Origin of the sequence: Streptomyces sp. TP-A0356 (assembly GCF_001417775.1) — a bacterium.
In the GTDB taxonomy this organism is placed as follows: domain Bacteria; phylum Actinomycetota; class Actinomycetes; order Streptomycetales; family Streptomycetaceae; genus Streptomyces.
On the sequence record NZ_BBZJ01000015.1, the window covers coordinates 371,947 to 392,059 of the forward strand.

Genomic DNA, 20,113 nt, shown 5'->3' on the forward strand with positions numbered 1-20,113 from the left:
GGCGGTTCCCGTCCCCGCAGCGGCTCCGTCCGGTCAAGTTCCCTGGTGTCGCGGGCGTTTCACGCGGCTCGGCGGGCACCTCTGTTCAAGGCCGTGGAGTCGTGATGGAGTTCGCCCATGACGGACGTCTCACTGCCGTGGGCCGGGGAACCGGTGCGGGTCGGGCTGGTCGGTGCCGGGCCCTGGGCGCGCGCCGTGCACGCGCGGGTCCTCGCGGCCGGGCCCGAGACCCGGCTGACGGCGGTGTGGGCGCGCCGCGAGGAGGCGGCCCGCGAGACCGCGGCCCCCTACGGCGCGAAGGTGGCCGCCGGGTTCGAGGAACTCCTCGACGGGTGCGACGCGGTGGCCTTCTCGGTTCCGCCCGCGGTCCAGGCCGAACTGGCCTGCCGGGCCGCGCGGGCGGGCAAGGCGCTGCTGCTGGAGAAGCCGCTCGGGTCGGATCTGCCGTCGGCGCGGCGGGTGGCCGAGGCGGTCGAGGAGGCGGGGGTCGTCTCCCAGCTCGTCCTGAGCAACCGTTACCACCCGGCCGCCCGGCGGTTCCTGGCCGCCGCCCGGGCCCTGGAGGTCGCCGGTGCGCGCTCCCGCGGGCTGAGCGGCGCGTTCCTGGGCGGCGACTTCGCCACCCCGTGGCGTCTGGAACACGGCGCGCTGCTGGACGTGGGGCCGCATCTGCTCGATCTGCTGGACGCGGCGATCGGCCCGGTCGTCCGCGTACGGGGCACCGGAGACCCCCGCCGCTGGATCGAGCTGACCTGCGAGCACGCGAGTGGCGCGGTCAGCCAGTGCTCGCTGTCCGGCTCGGTGGACATCCCGCACGGCGGCACCCGCATCGAACTCTTCGGACCGCAGCCCCCGCTGGTGTACGACTCGGCCGGGCTCGACTACGAGGAGGCCTGGCCGGTGCTGCGCCGCGAGTTCGCCACCGCCGTGCGCACCGGGGTGCCCGGTGCCCTGGACGCCTGGCGTGGCCTGCGGCTGCAGGAGCTGATCGCACAGGCCGCACAGGGGTGACAGTCCGGGCAGCGGTGACCAGGCGGGCAGGGGTAACGGGCAGGCAGGGGTAAGGGAAGGCAGGGATGACAGGGCGGGCAGGGGTGAGGGCAGGCGCCCGGGGCGCGGAGGCGCCGTTCAGGGGAAATCGCCCGGCCGGGACGCGTGAGCGCGGGCGGCACCGTCCACAACTGACCCGTGAGACTGCCGCTGATCGCCCCCATGTTGGCCACTCCCGGCACCCTGCCGCCCGCCGGGCAGGACGCGCGATGGGCGTACGAGACGAAACAGGACGGCCAGCGGGTGGTGGTCTATCTGCCCGGTGACGGCAGCCTGGAGCTGCGCGCGCGGTCGGGTGAGGTGATCACCGGTGCGTACCCGGAACTGCGTCCGCTGGGCGGCGTCCTGGGCGCGATGCCCGCCGTGCTGGACGGTGAGGTGGTGGCCCCGGACGAGCGGGGGCACGGTGACTTCCAGCGGCTGCAGTCCCGCATGGGGCTGGCCCACTCCCCCGCGATGGCGGCGCGCCGGGCCGCGGAGACGCCGGTGCACCTCGTGCTGTTCGACGTGATGTTCCTGGGGCGTGATCTCACCGCGCTGCCCTATGCCCGGCGGCGGCACGCACTGGAGGGGCTCGCGCTGGCCGGACCGCACTGGTCGACTCCGGGAGCCCTCGTCGGGCACGGGGCACAGGCCCTGGAGGCGACCCGGGAGAGCGGCCTGGAGGGGCTGGTGTGCAAGAGGCTGGATTCGGTGTACGAACCCGGTGTGCGGTCCCGGTCCTGGATCAAGATCCGCAACGTACGGACCGCGGACGTGATCGTCGGCGGCTGGCTGCCCGGCCGGGGACGGCTGTCGGGGCTGCCCGGAGCGCTGCTGGTGGGGCAGCGGGAGGCGGGGCGGCTGCGCTATGTCGGCCGGGTGGGGACGGGCTGGAGCGAGGCCGAACGGGTCGAACTCGCCCGGCTGCTGCGGGTCGTGGAGACGCGAACATGCCCCTTCGACCGCGACCCGAGGGTGCCGGGTGCCCACTGGGTCCTGCCGAGACTCGTCGGCGAGGTCCGCTACGGCACCCGCACCCGGGCCGGGCTGCTCAGGCAGCCGTCATGGCTGCGGCTGCGTCCCGATCTGGCACCGGAGGACTCGGCGGCCGATCTTCCCTGAGCGGCCGTCGGGTCGCCCGATGTACCCCCGTTGCCGGGGCGGTCGCCGGCGGCTCACACATGGCCGGGACCGCCGCTGCCGAACGCGCCGCTGGATCCCGGCAGCCAGCGCTTGCGCTCCTGATCATCGCATCGTTTGCTCGCCGCGTGGTGGAGCTGGTACGGCATGAGCCGTTCGCTCTCCTGCGCGGCGTGCGGCACCTCTTCGGGCTCCCGCACTTCCCGTTCCTCGTGGACCGCTCCGCCGTCGGGCAGATGGGGTTGCTCCTCCGGGCTGGGCGGTGCCGGTTCCCGGTCCCGTACGGCCATGCCCAGCCGCACGGCCCAGATCAGCGCCCCCGAGACGACCATGCCGCCGATGAAGGCGAAGAACACGTTGAGTTGTTGATGCGATACAGCCAGTACTACATAGCTCGCCGTATTCATGCCATGACGATACCCCCGTTGAATTCGCATTGCCCCTGGAGAATTCGCGTCCGGGGAATTCGGAGTTGCGGGGAACTCAGATCCGGTAGGTGCGCAGGGCGGGTGTCAGCAGTGCCAGGGCGAGGGCGGCCGCGATGACCAGGAGGCCGCCGCCGGCGATGGCCGCGCGCGCCCCGAGGGCCGAGCCGGCCGTGCCGTGGAGGACGTCGGCGAGGCGCGGGCCGCCCGCGACGACGACCGTGAAAACGCCCTGCATCCGGCCGCGCATCTCGTCGGTGGCCGCGGACAGCAGGATCGCGCCGCGGAAGACCATCGAGACCATGTCGGCGACTCCGGCGGCGGCGAGGAAGGCCACGGCCACCCAGAGGTTCGTGGTCAGTCCGAGACCGGTGATGGCCGCACCCCAGGCGATCACCGCGGCGATGACCATGAGTCCGTGGCGGCGGGCCCGGGAGAAGGTTCCGGACAGCAGGCCGCCGAGCACCGCACCGAGCGGGATCGCCGCGAACAGCAGACCGAGCGCGAGGCCTTCCCCATAGGGCGCGAACGTCCGGGCCGCGAGTTGCGGGAACAGGGCGCGGGGCATGCCGAGCACCATCGCGATGATGTCGGCGAGGAACGACAGCAGAAGGACCTTGTGCAGCGAGATGTAGCGGAAGCCCTCGGCTATCGCCTGCCGGCCGGACCGGTGCTTCCCCGCCGTCGTCAGGGGCGGCAGGGCGGGGAGGCGGACGACCGCCCACACTGTCACGCACAGCGCCAGGGCGTCGATGAGATAGAGGTCGGACAGGCCGATGACGGGGATGAGCGCACCGGCGAGGAGGGGGCCTGCCACCAGGCCGGTCTGCATGACGGTGGAGCCGAGCGCATTCGCCGCCGGGAGTTCGTCCGCCGGAACCAGACGTGCGATGGAGGCGTTGCGGGCCGGGGCGTTGAGGCCGAAGAAGGCCTGCTGGAGTGCGAGCAGCGTCATCAGCACGAACACCGAGTCGAGGCCGGTGACGGCCTGCCCCCAGAAGAGCACGGAGGTGACGGCCAGGCCGCAGTTGGTGATGAGCAGCAGCCTGCGACGGTCCATGCTGTCGGCGATCGCGCCGCCCCACAGGGCGAAGAGCGCGAGGGGGAGCAGGCCCGCGAGGCTCGCGTAGCCCACCCATGCCGAGGAACCCGTGATGTCGTAGATCTGCTTGGGCACGGCCACCGCGGTGAGCTGGCTTCCCATGGACGTCACGATCGTGGACGACCACAGCCTGCGGTAGGCGGGACGGCGCAGCGGCCGGGTGTCCATCGCCCAGCGGCGCCAGCCCCGGCGCCGCGGCGGCGCCTGCTCCGGCTCGTCGCCCTCCGGTGCCGTTCCGCTGCCGGTCCTGCTCTCGCTCGTGTCCACGGAGTTCCTGACTGCCTCGTACACCTTTCGATTTCGGGGTTCACTATCACCGACCCGGCTGTGACCACGGCACCCGGGGGCCCCTTCGCGGCTCGGGCGCCGACTCCGCGGACCAGGGTTTCGCAGGCTGGACTCCCCGCGCCGGCCGCGGTGGCCATGGCGGTCGTGACGGCGGCCGAGGATGTGCTGGACATCTGAGCGGGAGGGCGGATGGTTGGTTGCCGATTCCCTCGGCGTTTGGGCCCCCGGGTCAGCCCTCGGCCACCACGAGGACGAGCGGGATGTCGTCGCACGGGACCAGCCGCAGCCCGTCGTGACGGCCGGGTCTCCCTGCGGCCAGCAGCGCGCCGAAGTCGGGCCCCTTGGTGAGCGAGCCGACCAGATGGGCCGGGTCGGCGGAGGCCGCCACCCGGCCACGCGCGTTCACCAGATGGGCCGGTCCGGGCAGTTCCTGCAGCAGCGGCATCACGGCTGCCTCGAAGTGCCGCAGATAGACGTCGGCCGCGGCGACCCCGGCGAAGCGTCCCTCGACCTGCACCGGAGCGGACAGGGTCAGGCTGTACTCGTCTGAGCAGAGGTAGTCGACGTAGGGCCCGGCGACCGCACGGCGGCCGGTGTCACGGGGCAGTGCGAACCAGTCCCAGTGCGTGTAGTCCGAGTACGCGGACTGCCGCGGGTCCAGGTCGAGCTGCAGCGGCCGTAGCGCTCCGTCGGAGCCGGTCTGCCACCACTCCAGCCAGGACGGTACGTCGCCGAGCAGGCCCGGAGCCGCGATGAAACCGACGCCGGAGACCAGCTTCTGCCGCGCCAGATGGAGGTGGAGGCCGGGGCGCAGCGCCGCGAGGTCGGCGGTCGCCGGGCGGCGGCCCTGGGCGGCGATACGGGTCAGCAGCGCCGTGGCGTCGGCCCGGGTGTGGGCGACGGTGTCGAAGACGGCCTCCAGGGTCCGGCGCACCTGGGCCGCCACGCCTGCTTCCGTGGCCGGGTCGAGCGTCGCCATCGCCGCGCCCGAGTGACGGCCGCTGTCTCTCACGGCCGTGCTCGGCCCCGTCGGAACGGGGAACGGGACGAGGCAGGGCGAGGTGCCGGGCTGCTGCAGGGAGTCGGACATGACCGCGACCGTATACGCCCCTTTCGCTTCACCGCATCTTGACTCTCCGTCAACCACCTTCGCACAGAACGGAGTTGATCGAATTGGCAACGCTCCGTAAAGTGTTGGCCATGACGTTCGCCCGGGGGCGCCACCCCGCCCCCCGGGCGGGCTCCCCGGGCGGGCCGGACGGCCTGTCCACGGGCCTGGAGTCTCGTCCGTGCGCGCCGCCGTGACCCATGGCGCCCGGATCGACTCCGGCCACCACGCCATCCGACGCCGGGTGCGGTTCGCGGCCTCACGGCCGCGATCTTCACCCGCGTTGCATCCTGCACGCCCACGCACCCGCTGTCACCCGCCGTCACAACTTTGCCCCCATCCCCCCTGATCCCCCACACCGTGGAGATTTCCTTGCGTTTGAACAGAGCTTTCAAAGCGACGGCTGCCGCCTCCTCCCTCCTGCTCATCAGCGGCTGCGGGCTGTTCGCCGAATCGAGCGCGTCCAACTCGTCCGGTTTCAACCCGCCGGACCTCAAGGCGCAGTCGAAGCTCGGCGCGACGGAGGGACAGGTGAACCTGGTCGCCTGGGCGGGTTATGTGGAGGACGGTTCCAGCGACCCGAAGGCGAACTGGGTCACTCCTTTCGAGAAACAGACGGGGTGCAAGGTCCACAACAAGGTCGCGGCCGACTCGGACGAGATGGTCAAACTGATGAAGACCGGTGCGTACGACGCCGTGTCCGCGTCGGGTGACGCGTCCCTCCGGCTCATCGCCTCCGGCGAGGCGGCACCGGTGAACACGGACCTGGTGCCCAATTACAAGGACGTCTTCTTCGGGCTGAAGAACCAGAGCTGGAACTCCGTCAACGGCACGGCCTACGGCATTCCGCACGGCCGTGGCGCCAATCTGCTGATGTACAACACGCAGCAGGTCTCGCCCGCCCCCATGTCCTGGTCCGCCGTCTTCGAGGACGCCTCGAAGCACAAGGGACATGTCACGGCGTACGACTCACCGATCTACATCGCGGACGCCGCGCTGTATCTGCGTGAGACCCGTCCGGGGCTGGGCATCCAGAATCCGTACGCGCTCGACCAGAAGCAGTTCGACGCCGCCGTGGCCCTGGTGAAGCAGCAGAGGCCCAACATCGGCGAGTACTGGGGCGATTACCTCAAGGAGGTCTCCGCCTTCAAGAGCGGCGACTCCGTGGTCGGCACGACCTGGCAGGTGATCGCGAACCTCGCCAAGAGCGAGGGCGCGAAGGTGAAGGCCGTCCTGCCCCAGGAGGGTGCCACCGGTTGGTCCGACACCTGGATGCTCTCCGCCAAGGCGAAGCACCCCAACTGCGCCTACAAGTGGATGGACTGGATCATCTCCCCGAAGGTCAACGCCGAGGTCGCCGAGTACTTCGGCGAGGCGCCCTCCAACATCAAGTCCTGCGACCACACCAGCGACCCGACGTTCTGCGACACCTTCCACGCCACCGACGAGAGCTACTGGAAGGACATCGCGTTCTGGACGACGCCGATCGAGCAGTGCCTCGACGGGCGTACGGACGTCAAGTGCGTGCCCTACTCCAAGTGGGTCCAGGCGTGGACCGAGATCAAGGGCTGAATCGGCCCATCGGGTGAGGGCCGCCGAGTCTCCGTGCCTCCGTGCCGTCGGGCCTCCGTGCTGTCGGGCCGGGCGGCCGGGCGGCCGGGCGGCCCTCACGCGCGCGGCACACCGACGGAGCGCTGATGGCGGGCGAGGGCGTGGGCGATGTCGCGCGTCGCCGGATACAGCCGCAGATAGAGGTCGTACAGGTCGTCGTACACCCGCCCCCGGTGCTCATCCGGCGCGATGCGCTCACGCACCGGGTTCCAGGTGTCGATGTCCGGGTCGTCGATCGCGCTCGCGGCCAGGAACGCGGCGCCGTAGCTCGCGCCCAGGGTGACGGCCCTGATCTCCTGTTCCAGTCCCGTGACGTCGGAGACGATACGGGTCCAGGGGCCGCCCCGGGTCCCTCCGCCGACGGCGACGACCCGGCGGATGTCGGCGCCGGCCGCGCGCATCGCCTCGACGTTGTGCCGTACGCCGAAGGCGGTGGCCTCCAGCGCCGCGCGGTAGAGGTCGCCGCGGGTGTGCTCCACGGTCAGCCCGGCGACCACTCCGCGGGCGTCCGGGTCGGCGACCGGGGTCCGCTCGCCCGCGAAGTAGGGCAGCATCAACAGGCCCTTCGCACCGGGGCCGGACGCCTCGGCCTCGGCGAGCAGCGCATCGTGGCCGGGGGCGGCGAACAGGTCCCGCAGCCAGTCGGTGATCACACCGGAGGTGGCCATGCCGCCCGCGAGACTGCGCGTGCCCGGCAACGCGCCGACCGTGCTCCACAGTTGGGGCACCAGAAGCCGCTCGGACACCGTGTTGATCAGGAACATGGTGCTGCCATACATGAGCATCAGGTCGCCGGTGTGCTGTGCACCTACGCTCAGCGCTTCCGACCAGGCGTCGATGGTTCCGGTCACGACCGGGGCACCGGCGGGGAGCCCGGTGACGGCGGCCGCCTCGGCGGTGACCCGGCCGGCGATGTCACCGGGCCACAGCAGGGGCGGCAGTTCGATGTCCGGGGCGATACGGCGCGCCCAGGGCCGGTACCACTCCTGTGCGGTGGAGTCGTACAGCGGTACGGACTGGCTCGCCGAGTGGTGGTCGAGGACGTACGCGCCCGTGAGCCGGTGCACGAGGTAGGAACTGGGCATGTACAGCCGCCGCGCGCGGGCGGCGATGTCGGGGCGGTGCTCCGCGAGCCAGGCGATCTTGGGACCGACCGCCTGGGTGGACAGCAGGGAGCCGCAGCGCCCCAGGACGGCGTCGCGGCCCAGTTCGGCGTCGAGCCGGGCGATCTGGGCGGTGGCGCGGGTGTCGACGCCGTACAGGATGGCCGGGTGCAGCGGCGTGTCCGTCTCGTCGGCCAGGGCGACGCACGGGCCCATTCCGCTGACGCCGACCGCGTCGACGACGGTGCCGGGCGTGACCAACTCCCGGGCGAGCGAGGTGAACTCGTCCCACCACACGCGTGCGTCCATCTCGACGTGGCCGGGCCTGGGACGGCTGACCGTATGCGGGCGCACCGCGACGCCCAGAACCGTCCCGTCCGCCCCGACCAGCACACCTTTGCTGCTGGACGTACCGATGTCGACACCGAGCACCGTCATGCCTTGCCGTCCTCCGCCTCGAGACTCCCGGGACATCGTTCCCCGCTCGCGCGACGGTCACCGGCCGAAACGCAGAAGCCGGTGCCACGCGCGTCGGGCGGCCGCCCGCGCGCATGCCATCCCCAGTTGTTGCGGTTTCAGGACCTCCACGTTCTTGGCGGAACTCCCTCCTCCGGGCCAGGATGCCCGCATGAAGGGTGATCTCTTTTCCAGTGACCACGTGGTGCAGCCGGCCGCCGCGCCGGGCATGTCCGTGCAGAACGCCAAGTCCATCCGCTATGTCGTGAACGGCGAGATGTTCGCGCGGCAGGGGGCGATGGTCGCCTTCCGAGGCGATCTGCAGTTCGAGCGCAAGGGCCAGGGCGTGGGCGGCATGCTCAAACGGGCGGTCACCGGTGAGGGGCTGCCGCTGATGGCCGTGCGCGGGCAGGGCGAGGCGTGGTTCGCGCACGAGGCGCAGAACTGCTTCATCGTGGACGTCGAGCCGGGCGACGAGTTCACGGTCAACGGGCGCAACGTGCTGTGCTTCGACGCGACTGTGTCGTACGAGATCCGGACCGTGAAGGGTGCGGGGATCACCGGGGGCGGGCTGTTCAACAGCGTGTTCACCGGGCACGGCAGGCTGGGGCTGGTCTGCGACGGCAACCCGCTCGTCATACCCGTCTCGCCCCAGCAGCCGGTGTACGTCGACACCGACGCGGTGGTGGGCTGGACGGCCCGGCTGCACACCTCGTTGCACCGGTCGCAATCCATCGGCTCGATGCTGCGCGGCGGTTCGGGCGAGGCCGTCCAGCTGCAACTGGAGGGTGAGGGGTACGTGGTCGTGCGGCCCAGTGAGCTGACCCCGCAGAGGGAGCACCACTGAGCACCGCTGACCTGGGGCCCCGCCCGGAGAGCGGGGCCCCGTTCGTCAGCGTCCGCTTGCCGACGGGGTATTGGCGGCGGTCACGTTGACGGCCGCCCAGGCCTTGTCGACCGTCCGGTATTCCGTGCTGCTCGCGCCGTAGATGTCGGCGGCGGCCTGCAGCGTCGCGGTGCGCGCGGCGTGGAAGTCCGTGGTGGAGACCATGTACCGGGTCAGCGCCCGGTAGAAGATCGCCAGGGCCTTGGCACGTCCGATGCCGGTCACCCGCGAGCCGTCGTAGGTCGGCGAGTCGTACGCCACGCCGCCGATCGTCTTCCTGCCGCTCCCCTCGGCCAGCAGGTAGAAGGCGTGCGAGGACACGCCGGAGCCGGCGTGCACCTCGGTGTCGTACGCCGCGGACGACCAGTAGTCGATCGTCTGCTCCAGCTTGTCGAGCGACGGGTGGTCGAGGCGGCGCAGGAACTTCTGCCGCAGTCCGAGCTTCTCGCCCATCAGGTAGTTCGGCGGGTTGTTCGGGTTGTTGGTGGCGAACTCGACGCCCGTGCCGAAGATGTCCGCGAGCGATTCGTTGAGCGCGCCGGGCTCGCCGTACTGGTTGCCGTCCTGGTCCACCCGGGTGGGCTCCAGACCGGCGGTGGCGCCCACGACGCCGTGGGTCAGCTCGTGGCCGGTGACGTCGAGGACGACGAGCGGCCTCTTGAACAGGTCGCCGTCTCCGTCGCCGTACAGCATGCAGCCGCACGTGGGGTCCCAGAAGGCGTTGCCGACCTTGTTGCCGAAGTGGACCATCGCGTGGGCGCCGGCACTGTTGTTCTTGATGCCCTTGCGGCCGAAGGTCTTCTTGTAGAAGTCCAGGGTCTTGGTGATGCCGTACTGGGCGTCGACCGCCACCGTGGCACGGCTGGAGACGGCCCCGGTGCCCCACTTGTCCGTGGTGCTGGTGAACGTGGTGCCGCGTGAGAACGCCTCCAGCTCCCGGCCCTTGGCGTCCCTCGTCTCGGTGTTCCAGCGGGTGGGGTCCTTGAGCAGGAAGCTCGTGCGGGCCGTCTGCGTGGTGGTGAGGGGCACCTTGCCGACGAAGAGGGAGGAGCCGGTGCCGTTCGCGGGGGCCGGGTAGTGGGCGGCCGCGGAGGCCGTCGCCGCCGTGAGGCCGGAGGCGGCCGGAGCCGCGTCGGTCCCCGGGTTCGCCGACTCGCCCCGCCTGCGCAGAGTCTCCTTCAGGGAGGGCGAGATGAACTCCTCACTGTCGGGGGTGTTGCTGCGGATCCGGCCGGTCAGCGCGTCCACGACGACCGTACGGGTGCCGTCGGTCGCGGCGGTGCGGCTGCCCGTGACGGGCACCTGGTAGGCGAGGGCGCTGCCGCCGTCGCGCGCGTCCACGACCAGTTCGGCGGTGCCGGCGTCGCCCTGCGCGGCCGCGGCGGCCTTCTGCTCGGCCTGCGCGGCCGTCAACTCGGCCTCGGTGGTGGCCGGCTTGACCATGTGGTCGGCAGCGCGCGTCACGCCCAGATAGCCGCCCCGCTTGTCGAGGTGGACGACCAGGTCGCCGCCGAGGACGGGCAGCCCCCGGTGGGTCCGGACGAAGCGGACGTGCAGCTTGCCGTCCGGGTCGGTCATGACGTCCTTCGCCTGCAGAGTGTCCCCACTGCTGACACCGGTGGCGGACGCGTGCGCGAACGCGGCGGCCCGGGCCGCGTCGACCGGCGAGGAGGCCGCTGCCGCCGCGGGGGCGTCGGCCAGAGCGGGGAGGGCCGGCAGTGTGGCCGCCGTCGTCACGGTGACAGCGACGGCCAGGCTGCGTATGTGGGTTCGGCGCACGGAGTTCCTTCGAGCCGGGGCGGCGGGGTCGCCAACCGCCCGCTGGCACGGCGCTTTCGAGCGCCGTGGGGGCTGGTCGGGCCCCGGTGCGCCACCCTCATGGATTCGCCATGTACATGTAAAGACGAAAGATCCCTTTTACGGCTTTCAAGGCGATCTCTTTACGAATGTTCATGTTTGGGTGACCGCAAGATCACCCATCGTGCGTCGAAGGGGGAGATGCGCGGGCGTCCGGGACGGTTGCGCTCACCGGCGCCTCAAGGGACGCATGTGACCGACATCGCATCGCCTCCGGCCCCGTTCGCCGACGGAAGCCGGAGGCGAGGGCAGGTCAGACCGTGCGCCGGGTCAGGGCCCTGAGCACGGTGCGCAGCTCGGCGGCGGGCCGGGGCGAGCACGGCACCGAGTCCAGGAGGCAGTCCGCGGCGGCGAGATGACGGCGCGCCTCGTGCAGGGCGGCCGCACGGCCGCCCGCCTCCTCGACGAGGGCCACCGCCCGGAGTACGCCCAGGTCGTCGCGGGCGGCGAGCAGTTCGGCCAGTTCGGGACCGGACGGAGTGTCCAGGGCGGCGAGCACCGGAAGGGTCTTCTTGCCCTCGCGCAGATCGCCGTGGACGGGCTTGCCGGTGAGGCCTGGATCCCCCCAGATGCCCAGCAGGTCGTCGACGATCTGGAACGCCACACCGAGGTGGCGGCCGACCCGGTCGAGCGCGGAGGCCGTCTCCTCGTCCGCGCCGCCGAAGTGGGCGCCCAGGGCGAGGGCGCAGCCGAGCAGGGCTCCCGTCTTGTGCTCGGCCATCGTCTCGTACTCCCCCACGGTCACCCTCTCGGGTCCGGTCCAGGGGCGGTGCGCGAAGAGCAGGTCGTCGGCCTGGCCGCGGACCAGATCCCCGAGGGCGCCGGTCAGCCGGCGTACGGCCGCCGGGGCGGTGCTCAGCGTCTCCACCGCGAGGGCGAACAGCGCGTCGCCCGCGAGGACGGCGGGGCCGGTCCCGTACGCCTTCCACAGGGCGGGACGACCCCGGCGCAGGGCGTCGCCGTCCATGATGTCGTCGTGCAACAGGGAGAAGGTGTGCACGAGTTCGACGGCCACCGCGGCCGGTACGGCGGCGCTCGCGGGCGCGCCTGCCAGTTCGGCGCCGAGGACGGCGAGCGTCTGACGGACGCCCTTTCCCTGACGCCGGCCGGAGTCTCCCTCGCCGCGGCCGAGCGCATAGTCGGCCATCTCGGCGACCCAGGGGTGCAGGGTGGCGACCGCCTCAGCGAGGGCGGGGGCGATGAGATCCCGGGCGCGGCGCAGGATGCGTCCGGCGTCGAGGTCCGTCCGCGGGGTGCCGAGGACGTCAGCCGTGACGGGGGCGGTCATCGGCCCGCCCCCGCGGCCGGGGCGAGGCCGAGTTCCTGGTACGCCCGCAGGACCATCTCACGGCCGTGCCGCAGCCCCATTCCCTCCAGGGTGCGGGCGAGTTCGTCGAGGTCGGCGGAGGTCTCGGCGCGGTCGCGGCCCAGCCGGGCCAGCGACTTGACCAGCCCGAGGCGGGCGAGGGTCCGCCCGCGCGGCTCGCTCATCCCCTCGAACTCCGCGAGCGCCTGGGTGTAGACATCGCGGGCCTCCTCGTAGCGTCCGGCGCGGTAGAGGACGTTGCCGCGCATCTTGTGGTTGTAGGCGAGCGCGCCGGCGAGGTTCATCTCCCGGCAGGTGGCCTCCGCCTCGGAGAGCAGTTCCAGGGCGCCCTCGGTGTCCCCGTCGCGGACGGAGAGGATGTCGGCGAGGCCGCGCAACGCCCAGGCGTGGCCGCGGCGGTCGTCGGCGCGCGCGGCGATCCCGGCCGCCTCCTCGAACATGGCGTACGCGGTGTCGTAGGAGCCGGTGTTGCGGTGTATCTGCGCGATGCCCTCCAGCGCCCACACGGTGTGGCGCGCCTCGCCGCGGCGGCGCGCCTCGGCCAGGAGCTGTTCGTGCAGGGCGGTCACGGCCTCGTAGTCGCCCTGGATGCGACCGGTCTCGGCCATTCCCGCAAGCGAATACCCACGGACGACGACATCGCCCGCCCGCTCGCCGAGGTCGGCCGCGAGCCGCAGCAGCCGCCAGGCAAGGGGAAGGGCGCCGCGCTGCCGGGCCAGGGTGCCGCCGCTCCACAGGGCCCAGGCCATCGCCGCGGTGTCGCCGGCCTCTCGGGCGGTGCGGTAGCTCGCCTTCCAGGCCCGGTCCGCGTCGGCGACCTGGCCGAGCCTGCGATGTGCCTCGGCGACCGCCAGGCCGGAGCGGGCGGCCTCCTCCCGGGCTCCGGCGCGCTCGGCGGCGCGCAGTTGCTCGGTGCCCGCGGCCAGCACGTCCGTGAGCGAGGAGTTCACCGACAGGGAGGTCAGAGCGCCCTGGTACTCCGGGGCGAAGGCCTTGCCGTACATGAGTTCCTTTCGGTCTGCCGCCGACCGGCACGTACGGGCGCGGCCGGCGGGATGGGGCTGTCAACGACGGGAGGCACACCGACGGATCAGCTGTCCGCGCCTGTGCACGCGGCGCCTGCGCACGCGGTGTATACACGGCATGTATACACCGCGCGTATACATAGCACCTATACATCGCGCGTATAGCATCCCGGACATCCGCCCGGGAGCTCGTCCACCGACCGGCTGCGCGACCGCCCGTTGTTGATCAGGACGTCACCCACGCCCCCAAGGTTGCTTCGCAGCAAAGGAGTTGACGCACGCCACGCACGTGCCGCCGACACCCCACCGGTAAACAGAACACACTTTCGAAACAGGGGGTACGCTGCCTGGTATGTCCCCGCATCTCCAGGGCTCGCTGTTCGACCAGGCCGACGACCTCCGGCTCGCCCCGCTCGACGGGCTGCGCCGCACCCCGCTCCGTGCCGGAGCGTGGATCGATCTGCTGCCGGGCTGGCTGAGCGGGGCCGACACGCTGTTCGAGAAGCTGGCCGCCGAGGTGCCGTGGCGCGCCGAGCGGCGGCAGATGTACGAGCACACCGTGGACGTGCCGCGGCTGCTCGCCTACTACCGCGCCGGCGATCCGCTGCCGCACCCCGTTCTCGAGGAGGCGCGCGACGCCCTGTCCGCGCACTATCAGGCGGAACTGGGGGAACCGTTCGTCACCGCCGGGCTCTGCTACTACCGCGACGGTCGCGACAGCGTGGCCTGGCACGGGGACCGGATCGGACGGGGCGCACGCCAGGACACCATGGTCGCCATCCTCTCCGTGGGCGCGCCCCGCGATCTCGCGCTGCGGCCGCGCGGTGGCGGAGAGACCATCAGGCGCCCGCTCGGGCACGGCGACCTGATCGTGATGGGCGGGTCCTGCCAGCGGACATGGGAGCACGCCATCCCCAAGTCCTCACGGGCGACCGGGCCCAGGATCAGCATCCAGTTCCGGCCGCAGGGCGTGAACTGACCCGGGTCAGGGGGTCAGCTGCGCCTGGACGACCGGTGCGCAGCGGTCCACGATCTCGTCGAGCTCGGCGGCGCGCAGATGTGTACCGCGCGCGATGCCGAACATCACTCCGAGGCCCAGCAGCGTGCCCACCGCGAGTTCCGCGCGCAGGCCCGCGTCGGGGCCGCTCAGGCGTGCGGCGAGGCGGTCGCCGACCTGCGTGCGGAAGTTGGCGCGCAGGATGTCGCCCTGCTCACCGTGCAGGGGCGCGAACACGATGCGCAGGAGGGGGTCCGCGCCGTGTTCGGTCTGGCTCACCAGGACGTGACGGACCATGTGCCGGCCGAGACGTTCGAGAGGGGCGTCCAGCAGCGCTTCGGCGTCCGTCTCGAAGGACATGACCTGGGAGAACAGCGTCTCCTTGTTGCCGAAGTACTTCAGGATCAGCGGCGGGCTGACCCCGGCCCGGTCCGCGACCGCCTTGAGCGTGATGTCCGCGTGGGCGTGCCGGGCCAGCAGGTGACGGGCGGCACGCAGGATGGCGGCCTTGGTCACCTCGGCGTCACGGCGGGCGGGAGGCCTGGCTTCCTGGGGCTCACGGCGGCCGGGAGAGCGGGGCGTGTCGCGGGGGCGTGGAGCGGGGGCGTCCCGCGTATCGACGGGGCCGAAAGCGGGAGCGTCCCGCGTATCGACGGGGCCGAAAGCGGGAGCGTCCCGCGTATCGGCCGGGCTGGGAGCGGGGGCGTCCGCCGCGGTGGTGCCAGGCGCCGCGGACGCGTTCGGGGCGCCTGGTGTGGGAGGTGCGGTGGTCGTCTCGGCGTCGCCGTGAGCCGGCGGCACCTCGTGTGCCGTCGGTGGGGTTGCTTGGGTGGGGCTGCCCGTGGGGGCGGTGGCGGGCCACGTGGTCACCGTGCTCACGCTCCTTCCAGCGCCTCGTCGGGGGATGGCGCCGTACGCCCGCGAAGACGGCGGATGCCGCCGGCGCCGCTCCCCGGGATGGTGAGGGCGGTGGCACAGGCCACCAGTGCGACGGTACCCGCCACCGCGAACGCCAGCAGATAGCCGTGGAGCGTGGGCACGGGCGTGCCGGCCACGAGGCCGCTGTGGTGGACCAGGATCGCGGCGACCGCGGCGCTGCACGTGGCCTGGCCGATGGTGCGCATCAGCACGTTCACGCCGTTCGCGGAGGCGGTCTGCCCGGACGGCACGGCGCGCAGGATCAGCGTGGGCAGCGCCGAGTAGGCCAGCGTCGTACCGGTCGCCACGACGGATGCGCCCACGATGATCATCCACAGGTCCCGGCTGTCGGCGATGCGTACGGCGTAGCCGAGGGCGATGACGCCCGCGCCCAGGGCGAGGGTGACCCGGGGACCGCGTGCCGCCGAGATCCGGGCCGACACCGGCGAGAACAGCAGCATGGTCACACCGCCGGGCAGCAGACACAGACCGCCGCCCACGATGGACAGGCCGAGCCCGTAGCCGGTGGCCCTGGGCGCCTGGACGAGCTGGGCCGTCACCAGCGAGTTGGCGTAGAAGCCGAAGCCGACCAGGAGGGCCGTGAGGTGCGGAAGGGCCACTCGTGGGCGGGACGCCAGCCGCAGGTCGACCAGCGGCCGCTCGGCGCGCAGTTGCTGCAGGCACCACAGGGTCAGGATCAGCGCGCAGCAGAGGAACAGGCCGACGATCCTGGCGCTCCCCCACCCCCACTGGCCACCCTGTGAGACGGCCAGCAGCAGGCAGACCAGCCCGGCGGCGAGCCCCAGCGCCCCGAGGACGTCGAACCGGCCAGGGGCCCGGACGGGCGACTCGCGCACCGCCCACCAGGCCAGGAGGAGACCCGCGGCGCCGAGGCCGCCGGTCACCCAGAACATGGCGTGCCAGTCGACGTACTGGATGACGAGCGCGGCCAGCGGCAGGCCGAGTGCCGCGCCGATACCGACGGTGGAGCTCATGAGCGCGACCGCGGATCCGGTGCGCTCGGGCGGCAGTTCGTCGCGCAGGATGCTGATCGACAGCGGAACGACCGCCGCCGCGGCGCCCTGCAGGGCACGTGCCGTGATGAGCACGCCGATGTCGGACGAGAGCGCGCAGAGCACCGAGCCCAGTGTCATCAGCCCGAGGGCGGTCAGCAGCACGCGCCGCTTGCCGTACATGTCCCCGGCGCGCCCGAGCACCGGGGTCAGCACCGCGCCGGACAGCAGTGTGGCGGTGACCATCCAGGAGACGGTGCCGGCGGAGGCGCCGGTGAGCCGGGGAAGGTCGGGCAGCAGGGGTACGACCACCGTCTGCATCACGGCCATGAGGGTGCCGCCGAGAGCCAGCACGGGAACCGTCAGCCGGTCCCGCACTCCCGTCCGCCCGACCGCTCCCGCGGGGGCGACGGACCCTTCGGACGATGCGGGTATCGGGGCCATGGGGCGCTCCAGCGGTCGGCGCGGAAATTCAGGTGAATAGGAATTCACCATATCGAGTGAATGGCCATTCACCCAAGGATTCCCCACCGCGGCACGCCCGTCGTACGACGGCGGCCGAAGGCAGCCCCCTCGTGCGGCCGAGGGGAGCGGTTCGCGTCATGTCCGGGACGTGAGCCGGGCCACGAGCCGGGCGCCCACCGCGAAAGATCCCGCTCCGGGACCGGGCAACGGGGCGGAACTTCCCCGTCCGGCGCGCTCCCGACATCGCGCACAGCAAGATCATCTTGGTTCAACTCTGTAGGACATGTGGGCAGTTGTCCTGATCGCAGCCAACCGGATCGCCGCGATTTCCGGGGCCCACCGGTCGGCGGATAGGCAGGACGGGTCGTCCACCCTTCCTGACCCAGGAGGCTTCACATGACCGAACTCACCCGCCGCCGCGCCCTGGTGGCCGGGGCCGCCGTCACCGCCACCGCCGGCCTGGCGATACAGGCTGCCCAGGCGTCCGCCGCCGGGCACCCCTCCCCCGGCGGCGCCTCCGGGCACGAGCACGGCGGGCCGGAGGCCTTCGACGAGGTGTACCAGGGCCGACGGATACAGGGGCGCCCGACCGCGGGCGGCCATCATCACGGCTCCGGATACGGCGTGTTCATCGACGGGGTCGAACTGCATGTGATGCGCAACGCGGACGGCAGCTGGATCAGTGTGGTCAACCACTACGAGCCCGTACCGAGCCCCCGGGCCGCCGCACGCGCCGCCGTCGTGGAGCTGCAGGGCGCCCCGCTCGTCCCGTTCAACTGACCGCCCGTACCCAGGACTTCCGGAGAGTTCCCGCACATGACCGTACGCAAGAACCAGGCGAACCTCACGGCCGACGAGAAGCGGCGGCTGGTCGCCGCGCTCGTGGCGCTCAAGCGCAGCGGCCGTTACGACGCCTTCGTCACCACCCACAACGCCTTCATCATCGGCGACACGGACACGGGTGAGCGGACGGGCCACCGCTCGCCGTCGTTCCTGCCGTGGCACCGCAGATTCCTGATCGAGTTCGAGCGGGCGCTGCAGTCCGTCGACTCCTCGGTCGCGCTGCCGTACTGGGACTGGACCACCGACCGCTCGCCGCGCTCCTCGCTGTGGGCGCCCGACTTCCTCGGCGGCACCGGACGCAGCCTCGACGGGCGGGTGATGGACGGGCCGTTCGCCGCGGCCGGCGGCAACTGGCCGATCACCGTGCGCGTGGACGGCCGTACCTATCTGCGGCGCTCGCTCGGCGGCGGCGGACGCGAGCTGCCGACCCGGGCGGAGGTCGACTCGGTGCTGGCCATGTCCACGTACGACATGGCGCCCTGGAACAGTGCCTCGGACGGTTTCCGGAACCATCTGGAGGGGTGGCGGGGCGTCAACCTGCACAACCGCGTCCATGTGTGGGTGGGCGGCCAGATGGGCACCGGGGTCTCCCCCAACGACCCCGTCTTCTGGCTGCACCACGCCTACATCGACAAGCTGTGGGCCGAATGGCAGCGGCGGCACCCGGGCTCCGGCTATCTGCCGGTGCGCGGCACACCGGACGTCGTCGACCTCGACGAGCCGATGAAGCCGTGGAACGACGTGCGCCCGGCCGACCTCCTGGACCACACGGCCCACTACACGTTCGACACCGACTGACGCACGCGGCCGGCGGGCCGCGACTCACCGCGCGGCCGGCGCCCAGGGGCCGATGCCGCCGATGCGCTCGACGGAGTAGCGCACCACATAGCCGGGGCCCTTCGGCGCCGGGAACTCCGCCTCGGCTGACACGTAGACCTTGGCCAGGCGGTTGAGCAGGTCCCAGGTGTGGTCGCTCGGCCGCACGGTGGCGTGCGCCCGCAGTACGGCGTACTCGTTCAGGAAGGCGCCGGGCACCCGCGGGGCGTCGAAGGACAGGACGACCCGCGGGTCCCGCTCGATGTTGCGCAGCTTCTGGTACCAGCCCATGTGACCGCTGACGACGTCATCGCCGTCCAGCCCGATCCAGACGACGGTCACCTGCGGGCTGCCGTCGGCGTTGATGGTGCTCAGGTGAGCCATGGGGCCGGACTCGATCAGATCGCGCAGTTCCCCCGGCAGGGCTCCGCGCCCCGGTCCGGGGGCCCTAGGGGCGCACACCGTCGATGCCGATGGTGAGATGGCGCGGGCCGCGCAGCACCGCGTTCTGCCGGTAGGGCGGCGGGTCCTCGACCAGACGGGGGTTGTCGAGCCTGCGGGCCAGCTCGGACAGGGCGATCTGCGCCTCCAGCCGGGCCAGCGGCGCGCCGAAACAGCTGTGGATGCCGCTGCCGAAGCCCAGGTGCTGGATGTCGCGGCGGTCCGGGTCGAACCGGTCGGGGTCCTCGAAGCGCTCCGGGTCCCGGTTGCCCGCGGCGAGCACGAGCCAGATCTTGGAGCCCTTGGGAATGGTGATGCCGCGTACGTCGATGTCCGCGATGGAGGTGCGCTGCGGCACCAGTTGCACCGGCGGCTCGTAGCGCAGCAGTTCCTCCACGATGTTGACGACCAGGCCCGGCTCGTCGCGCAGCCTCTGCAGGACCTCCGGGTGGCGCAGCAGGGTGAGCATGCCGTTGGTGATCAGGTTGACCGTCGTCTCATGGCCCGCGATCAGCAGCAGCACCGCGGTGCTGAGCACCTCCATCGTCGTCATCGGGCCGTCCGGGCCATGGCTCGTCACCAGCTGGGACAGCATGTCGTCACGGGGCTCCTTGCTCCGCTGCTCCACCAACCCGGCCAGATACATGCCCAGCTGGAGCCGTGCCTCCTGCGCGGCCTTCTGGCGTTCGGCGTCGTTCCTGCCCGTGTCCGGATCCAGGCCGGCGACAATCGGGTCGACCCAGGCACGGAAGCGCGGCTCGTCCTCGCGCGGCACCCCGAGCAGCCGGCAGATCACGGTCACCGGGAAGGGGTAGGCGAACTCGTCGACCAGGTCGACCTCGCGCACGTCCCCCAGACCGTCGATCAGGCCGGAGACGATCTCGGCGAGTTCGGGGCGCATGGACTCCGTCTTGCGGGGGCTGTGCGGCGGACCGAAGGGACGGTTGGCGATGCGCCGCAGCCGATCGTGCTCCGGGGGGTCGAGCCGGATGAAGCTGGGTGGCAGTCCCGTGGCCTCGGGCCCGCCCATCTCGTCGGCGCCCGCGGCGGCGAGGTTGGCGGCATCGGAGCTGATCCGCGGGTCGTGCAGCAGGCTCTCGATGTCCCAGTAGGAACTGACGAGATAGGGACCGCCGTCCTCCTCGTGCAGCACCGGGGTCTTGCGCAGCTCCTTGTACAGCGGATACGGGTCGGCTCGGTTGGCGTAATCGGTGATCTGGCGCAGGAGCGAGACTGGCGTCATGAGGGGTCCTTGGGCGT

The 20,113-nt window shown here is 71.9% G+C and carries 18 protein-coding genes; 7 read left to right on the top strand and 11 right to left on the bottom strand.

The features are described 5' to 3' along the window. Positions 1 to 117: 117 nt before the first annotated feature. Positions 118 to 1,011 carry a Gfo/Idh/MocA family protein gene (locus ASC56_RS10260; protein ID WP_055490937.1) on the top strand — a complete coding sequence of 298 codons (894 nt, stop codon included), beginning with the start codon at positions 118 to 120 and terminating at the stop codon, positions 1,009 to 1,011. A 177-nt stretch (positions 1,012 to 1,188) separates the two neighbouring features. Continuing rightward, positions 1,189 to 2,154, top strand: a complete 966-nt coding sequence (locus ASC56_RS10265; RefSeq protein WP_055490938.1) for an ATP-dependent DNA ligase — start codon at positions 1,189 to 1,191, stop codon at positions 2,152 to 2,154. A 53-nt stretch (positions 2,155 to 2,207) separates the two neighbouring features. Here the strand turns inward: ASC56_RS10265 and ASC56_RS10270 are convergent, their stop codons facing one another. The 3 genes from ASC56_RS10270 to ASC56_RS10280 form a co-directional block, all read right to left on the bottom strand. After that, positions 2,208 to 2,579, bottom strand: a complete 372-nt coding sequence (locus ASC56_RS10270) for a DUF6479 family protein (RefSeq protein ID WP_055490939.1) — start codon at positions 2,577 to 2,579, stop codon at positions 2,208 to 2,210. A gap of 76 nt (positions 2,580 to 2,655) precedes the next feature. Then, on the bottom strand, positions 2,656 to 3,966 hold the full coding sequence (locus ASC56_RS10275; protein WP_055490940.1) for an MFS transporter: 1,311 nt from the start codon (positions 3,964 to 3,966) through the stop codon (positions 2,656 to 2,658). Between the two features lie 250 nt (positions 3,967 to 4,216). Then, positions 4,217 to 4,966, bottom strand: a complete 750-nt coding sequence (locus ASC56_RS10280) for a cache domain-containing protein (RefSeq protein ID WP_055491092.1) — start codon at positions 4,964 to 4,966, stop codon at positions 4,217 to 4,219. 507 nt (positions 4,967 to 5,473) lie between these two features. Here ASC56_RS10280 and ASC56_RS10285 point away from each other — a divergent pair. Then, on the top strand, positions 5,474 to 6,667 hold the full coding sequence (locus tag ASC56_RS10285) for an ABC transporter substrate-binding protein (protein WP_371330049.1): 1,194 nt from the start codon (positions 5,474 to 5,476) through the stop codon (positions 6,665 to 6,667). Between the two features lie 95 nt (positions 6,668 to 6,762). Here ASC56_RS10285 and ASC56_RS10290 read toward each other — a convergent pair whose 3' ends face one another. Beyond that, on the bottom strand, positions 6,763 to 8,247 hold the full coding sequence (locus tag ASC56_RS10290; protein ID WP_055490942.1) for an FGGY-family carbohydrate kinase: 1,485 nt from the start codon (positions 8,245 to 8,247) through the stop codon (positions 6,763 to 6,765). A gap of 190 nt (positions 8,248 to 8,437) precedes the next feature. Between ASC56_RS10290 and ASC56_RS10295 the strand changes: the two genes are divergently transcribed. Further along, complete coding sequence (locus ASC56_RS10295) at positions 8,438 to 9,112, top strand: AIM24 family protein (protein WP_055490943.1); 675 nt, start codon at positions 8,438 to 8,440, stop codon at positions 9,110 to 9,112. Positions 9,113 to 9,157: 45 nt separating this feature from the next. Here the strand turns inward: ASC56_RS10295 and ASC56_RS10300 are convergent, their stop codons facing one another. The 3 genes from ASC56_RS10300 to ASC56_RS10310 all read right to left on the bottom strand — a co-directional run bounded on the left by ASC56_RS10300 (position 9,158) and on the right by ASC56_RS10310 (position 13,339). Next, positions 9,158 to 10,930, bottom strand: coding sequence for a M4 family metallopeptidase (locus ASC56_RS10300; RefSeq protein ID WP_055490944.1), 1,773 nt, complete (start codon positions 10,928 to 10,930; stop codon positions 9,158 to 9,160). A 331-nt stretch (positions 10,931 to 11,261) separates the two neighbouring features. Beyond that, positions 11,262 to 12,296, bottom strand: coding sequence for a polyprenyl synthetase family protein (locus ASC56_RS10305; RefSeq protein ID WP_055490945.1), 1,035 nt, complete (start codon positions 12,294 to 12,296; stop codon positions 11,262 to 11,264). Further along, positions 12,293 to 13,339 (bottom strand): tetratricopeptide repeat protein, encoded by a 1,047-nt coding sequence (locus ASC56_RS10310; RefSeq protein WP_055490946.1) that lies wholly within the window; start codon positions 13,337 to 13,339, stop codon positions 12,293 to 12,295. The genes ASC56_RS10305 and ASC56_RS10310 overlap by 4 nt, the downstream gene beginning before the upstream one ends. Positions 13,340 to 13,712: 373 nt before the next feature. Here ASC56_RS10310 and ASC56_RS10315 point away from each other — a divergent pair, with 373 nt between their 5' ends. After that, the gene (locus ASC56_RS10315) at positions 13,713 to 14,339 is read left to right on the top strand and encodes an alpha-ketoglutarate-dependent dioxygenase AlkB (RefSeq protein ID WP_055490947.1); all 627 of its coding nucleotides are present in this window, start codon (positions 13,713 to 13,715) and stop codon (positions 14,337 to 14,339) included. Positions 14,340 to 14,345: 6 nt separating this feature from the next. On the opposite strand, the gene ASC56_RS10320 is transcribed toward ASC56_RS10315, so the two are convergent. Then, positions 14,346 to 14,873: a TetR family transcriptional regulator gene (locus tag ASC56_RS10320; protein WP_055490948.1), complete on the bottom strand. Its 528-nt coding sequence runs from the start codon at positions 14,871 to 14,873 to the stop codon at positions 14,346 to 14,348. 359 nt (positions 14,874 to 15,232) lie between these two features. Continuing rightward, entirely contained in the window at positions 15,233 to 16,732 is a 1,500-nt protein-coding gene (locus ASC56_RS10325; RefSeq protein WP_079102407.1) for an MFS transporter, read from the bottom strand. A gap of 417 nt (positions 16,733 to 17,149) precedes the next feature. On the opposite strand from ASC56_RS10325, the gene ASC56_RS10330 reads away from it, so the two are divergent. Together ASC56_RS10330 and ASC56_RS10335 are read left to right on the top strand one after the other, a co-directional pair. After that, positions 17,150 to 17,533 carry a tyrosinase cofactor gene (locus tag ASC56_RS10330; protein WP_055490950.1) on the top strand — a complete coding sequence of 128 codons (384 nt, stop codon included), beginning with the start codon at positions 17,150 to 17,152 and terminating at the stop codon, positions 17,531 to 17,533. Positions 17,534 to 17,569: 36 nt separating this feature from the next. After that, the gene (locus ASC56_RS10335; protein WP_055490951.1) at positions 17,570 to 18,394 is read left to right on the top strand and encodes a tyrosinase family protein; all 825 of its coding nucleotides are present in this window, start codon (positions 17,570 to 17,572) and stop codon (positions 18,392 to 18,394) included. A 24-nt stretch (positions 18,395 to 18,418) separates the two neighbouring features. Here the strand turns inward: ASC56_RS10335 and ASC56_RS10340 are convergent, their stop codons facing one another. After that, entirely contained in the window at positions 18,419 to 18,874 is a 456-nt protein-coding gene (locus ASC56_RS10340; protein ID WP_267887620.1) for a PPOX class F420-dependent oxidoreductase, read from the bottom strand. Then, a complete protein-coding gene (locus tag ASC56_RS10345) occupies positions 18,861 to 20,096 on the bottom strand; it encodes a cytochrome P450 (protein ID WP_055490953.1) in 1,236 nt (411 codons plus the stop codon). The genes ASC56_RS10340 and ASC56_RS10345 overlap by 14 nt, the downstream gene beginning before the upstream one ends. Between the last annotated feature and the right edge of the window lie 17 nt (positions 20,097 to 20,113).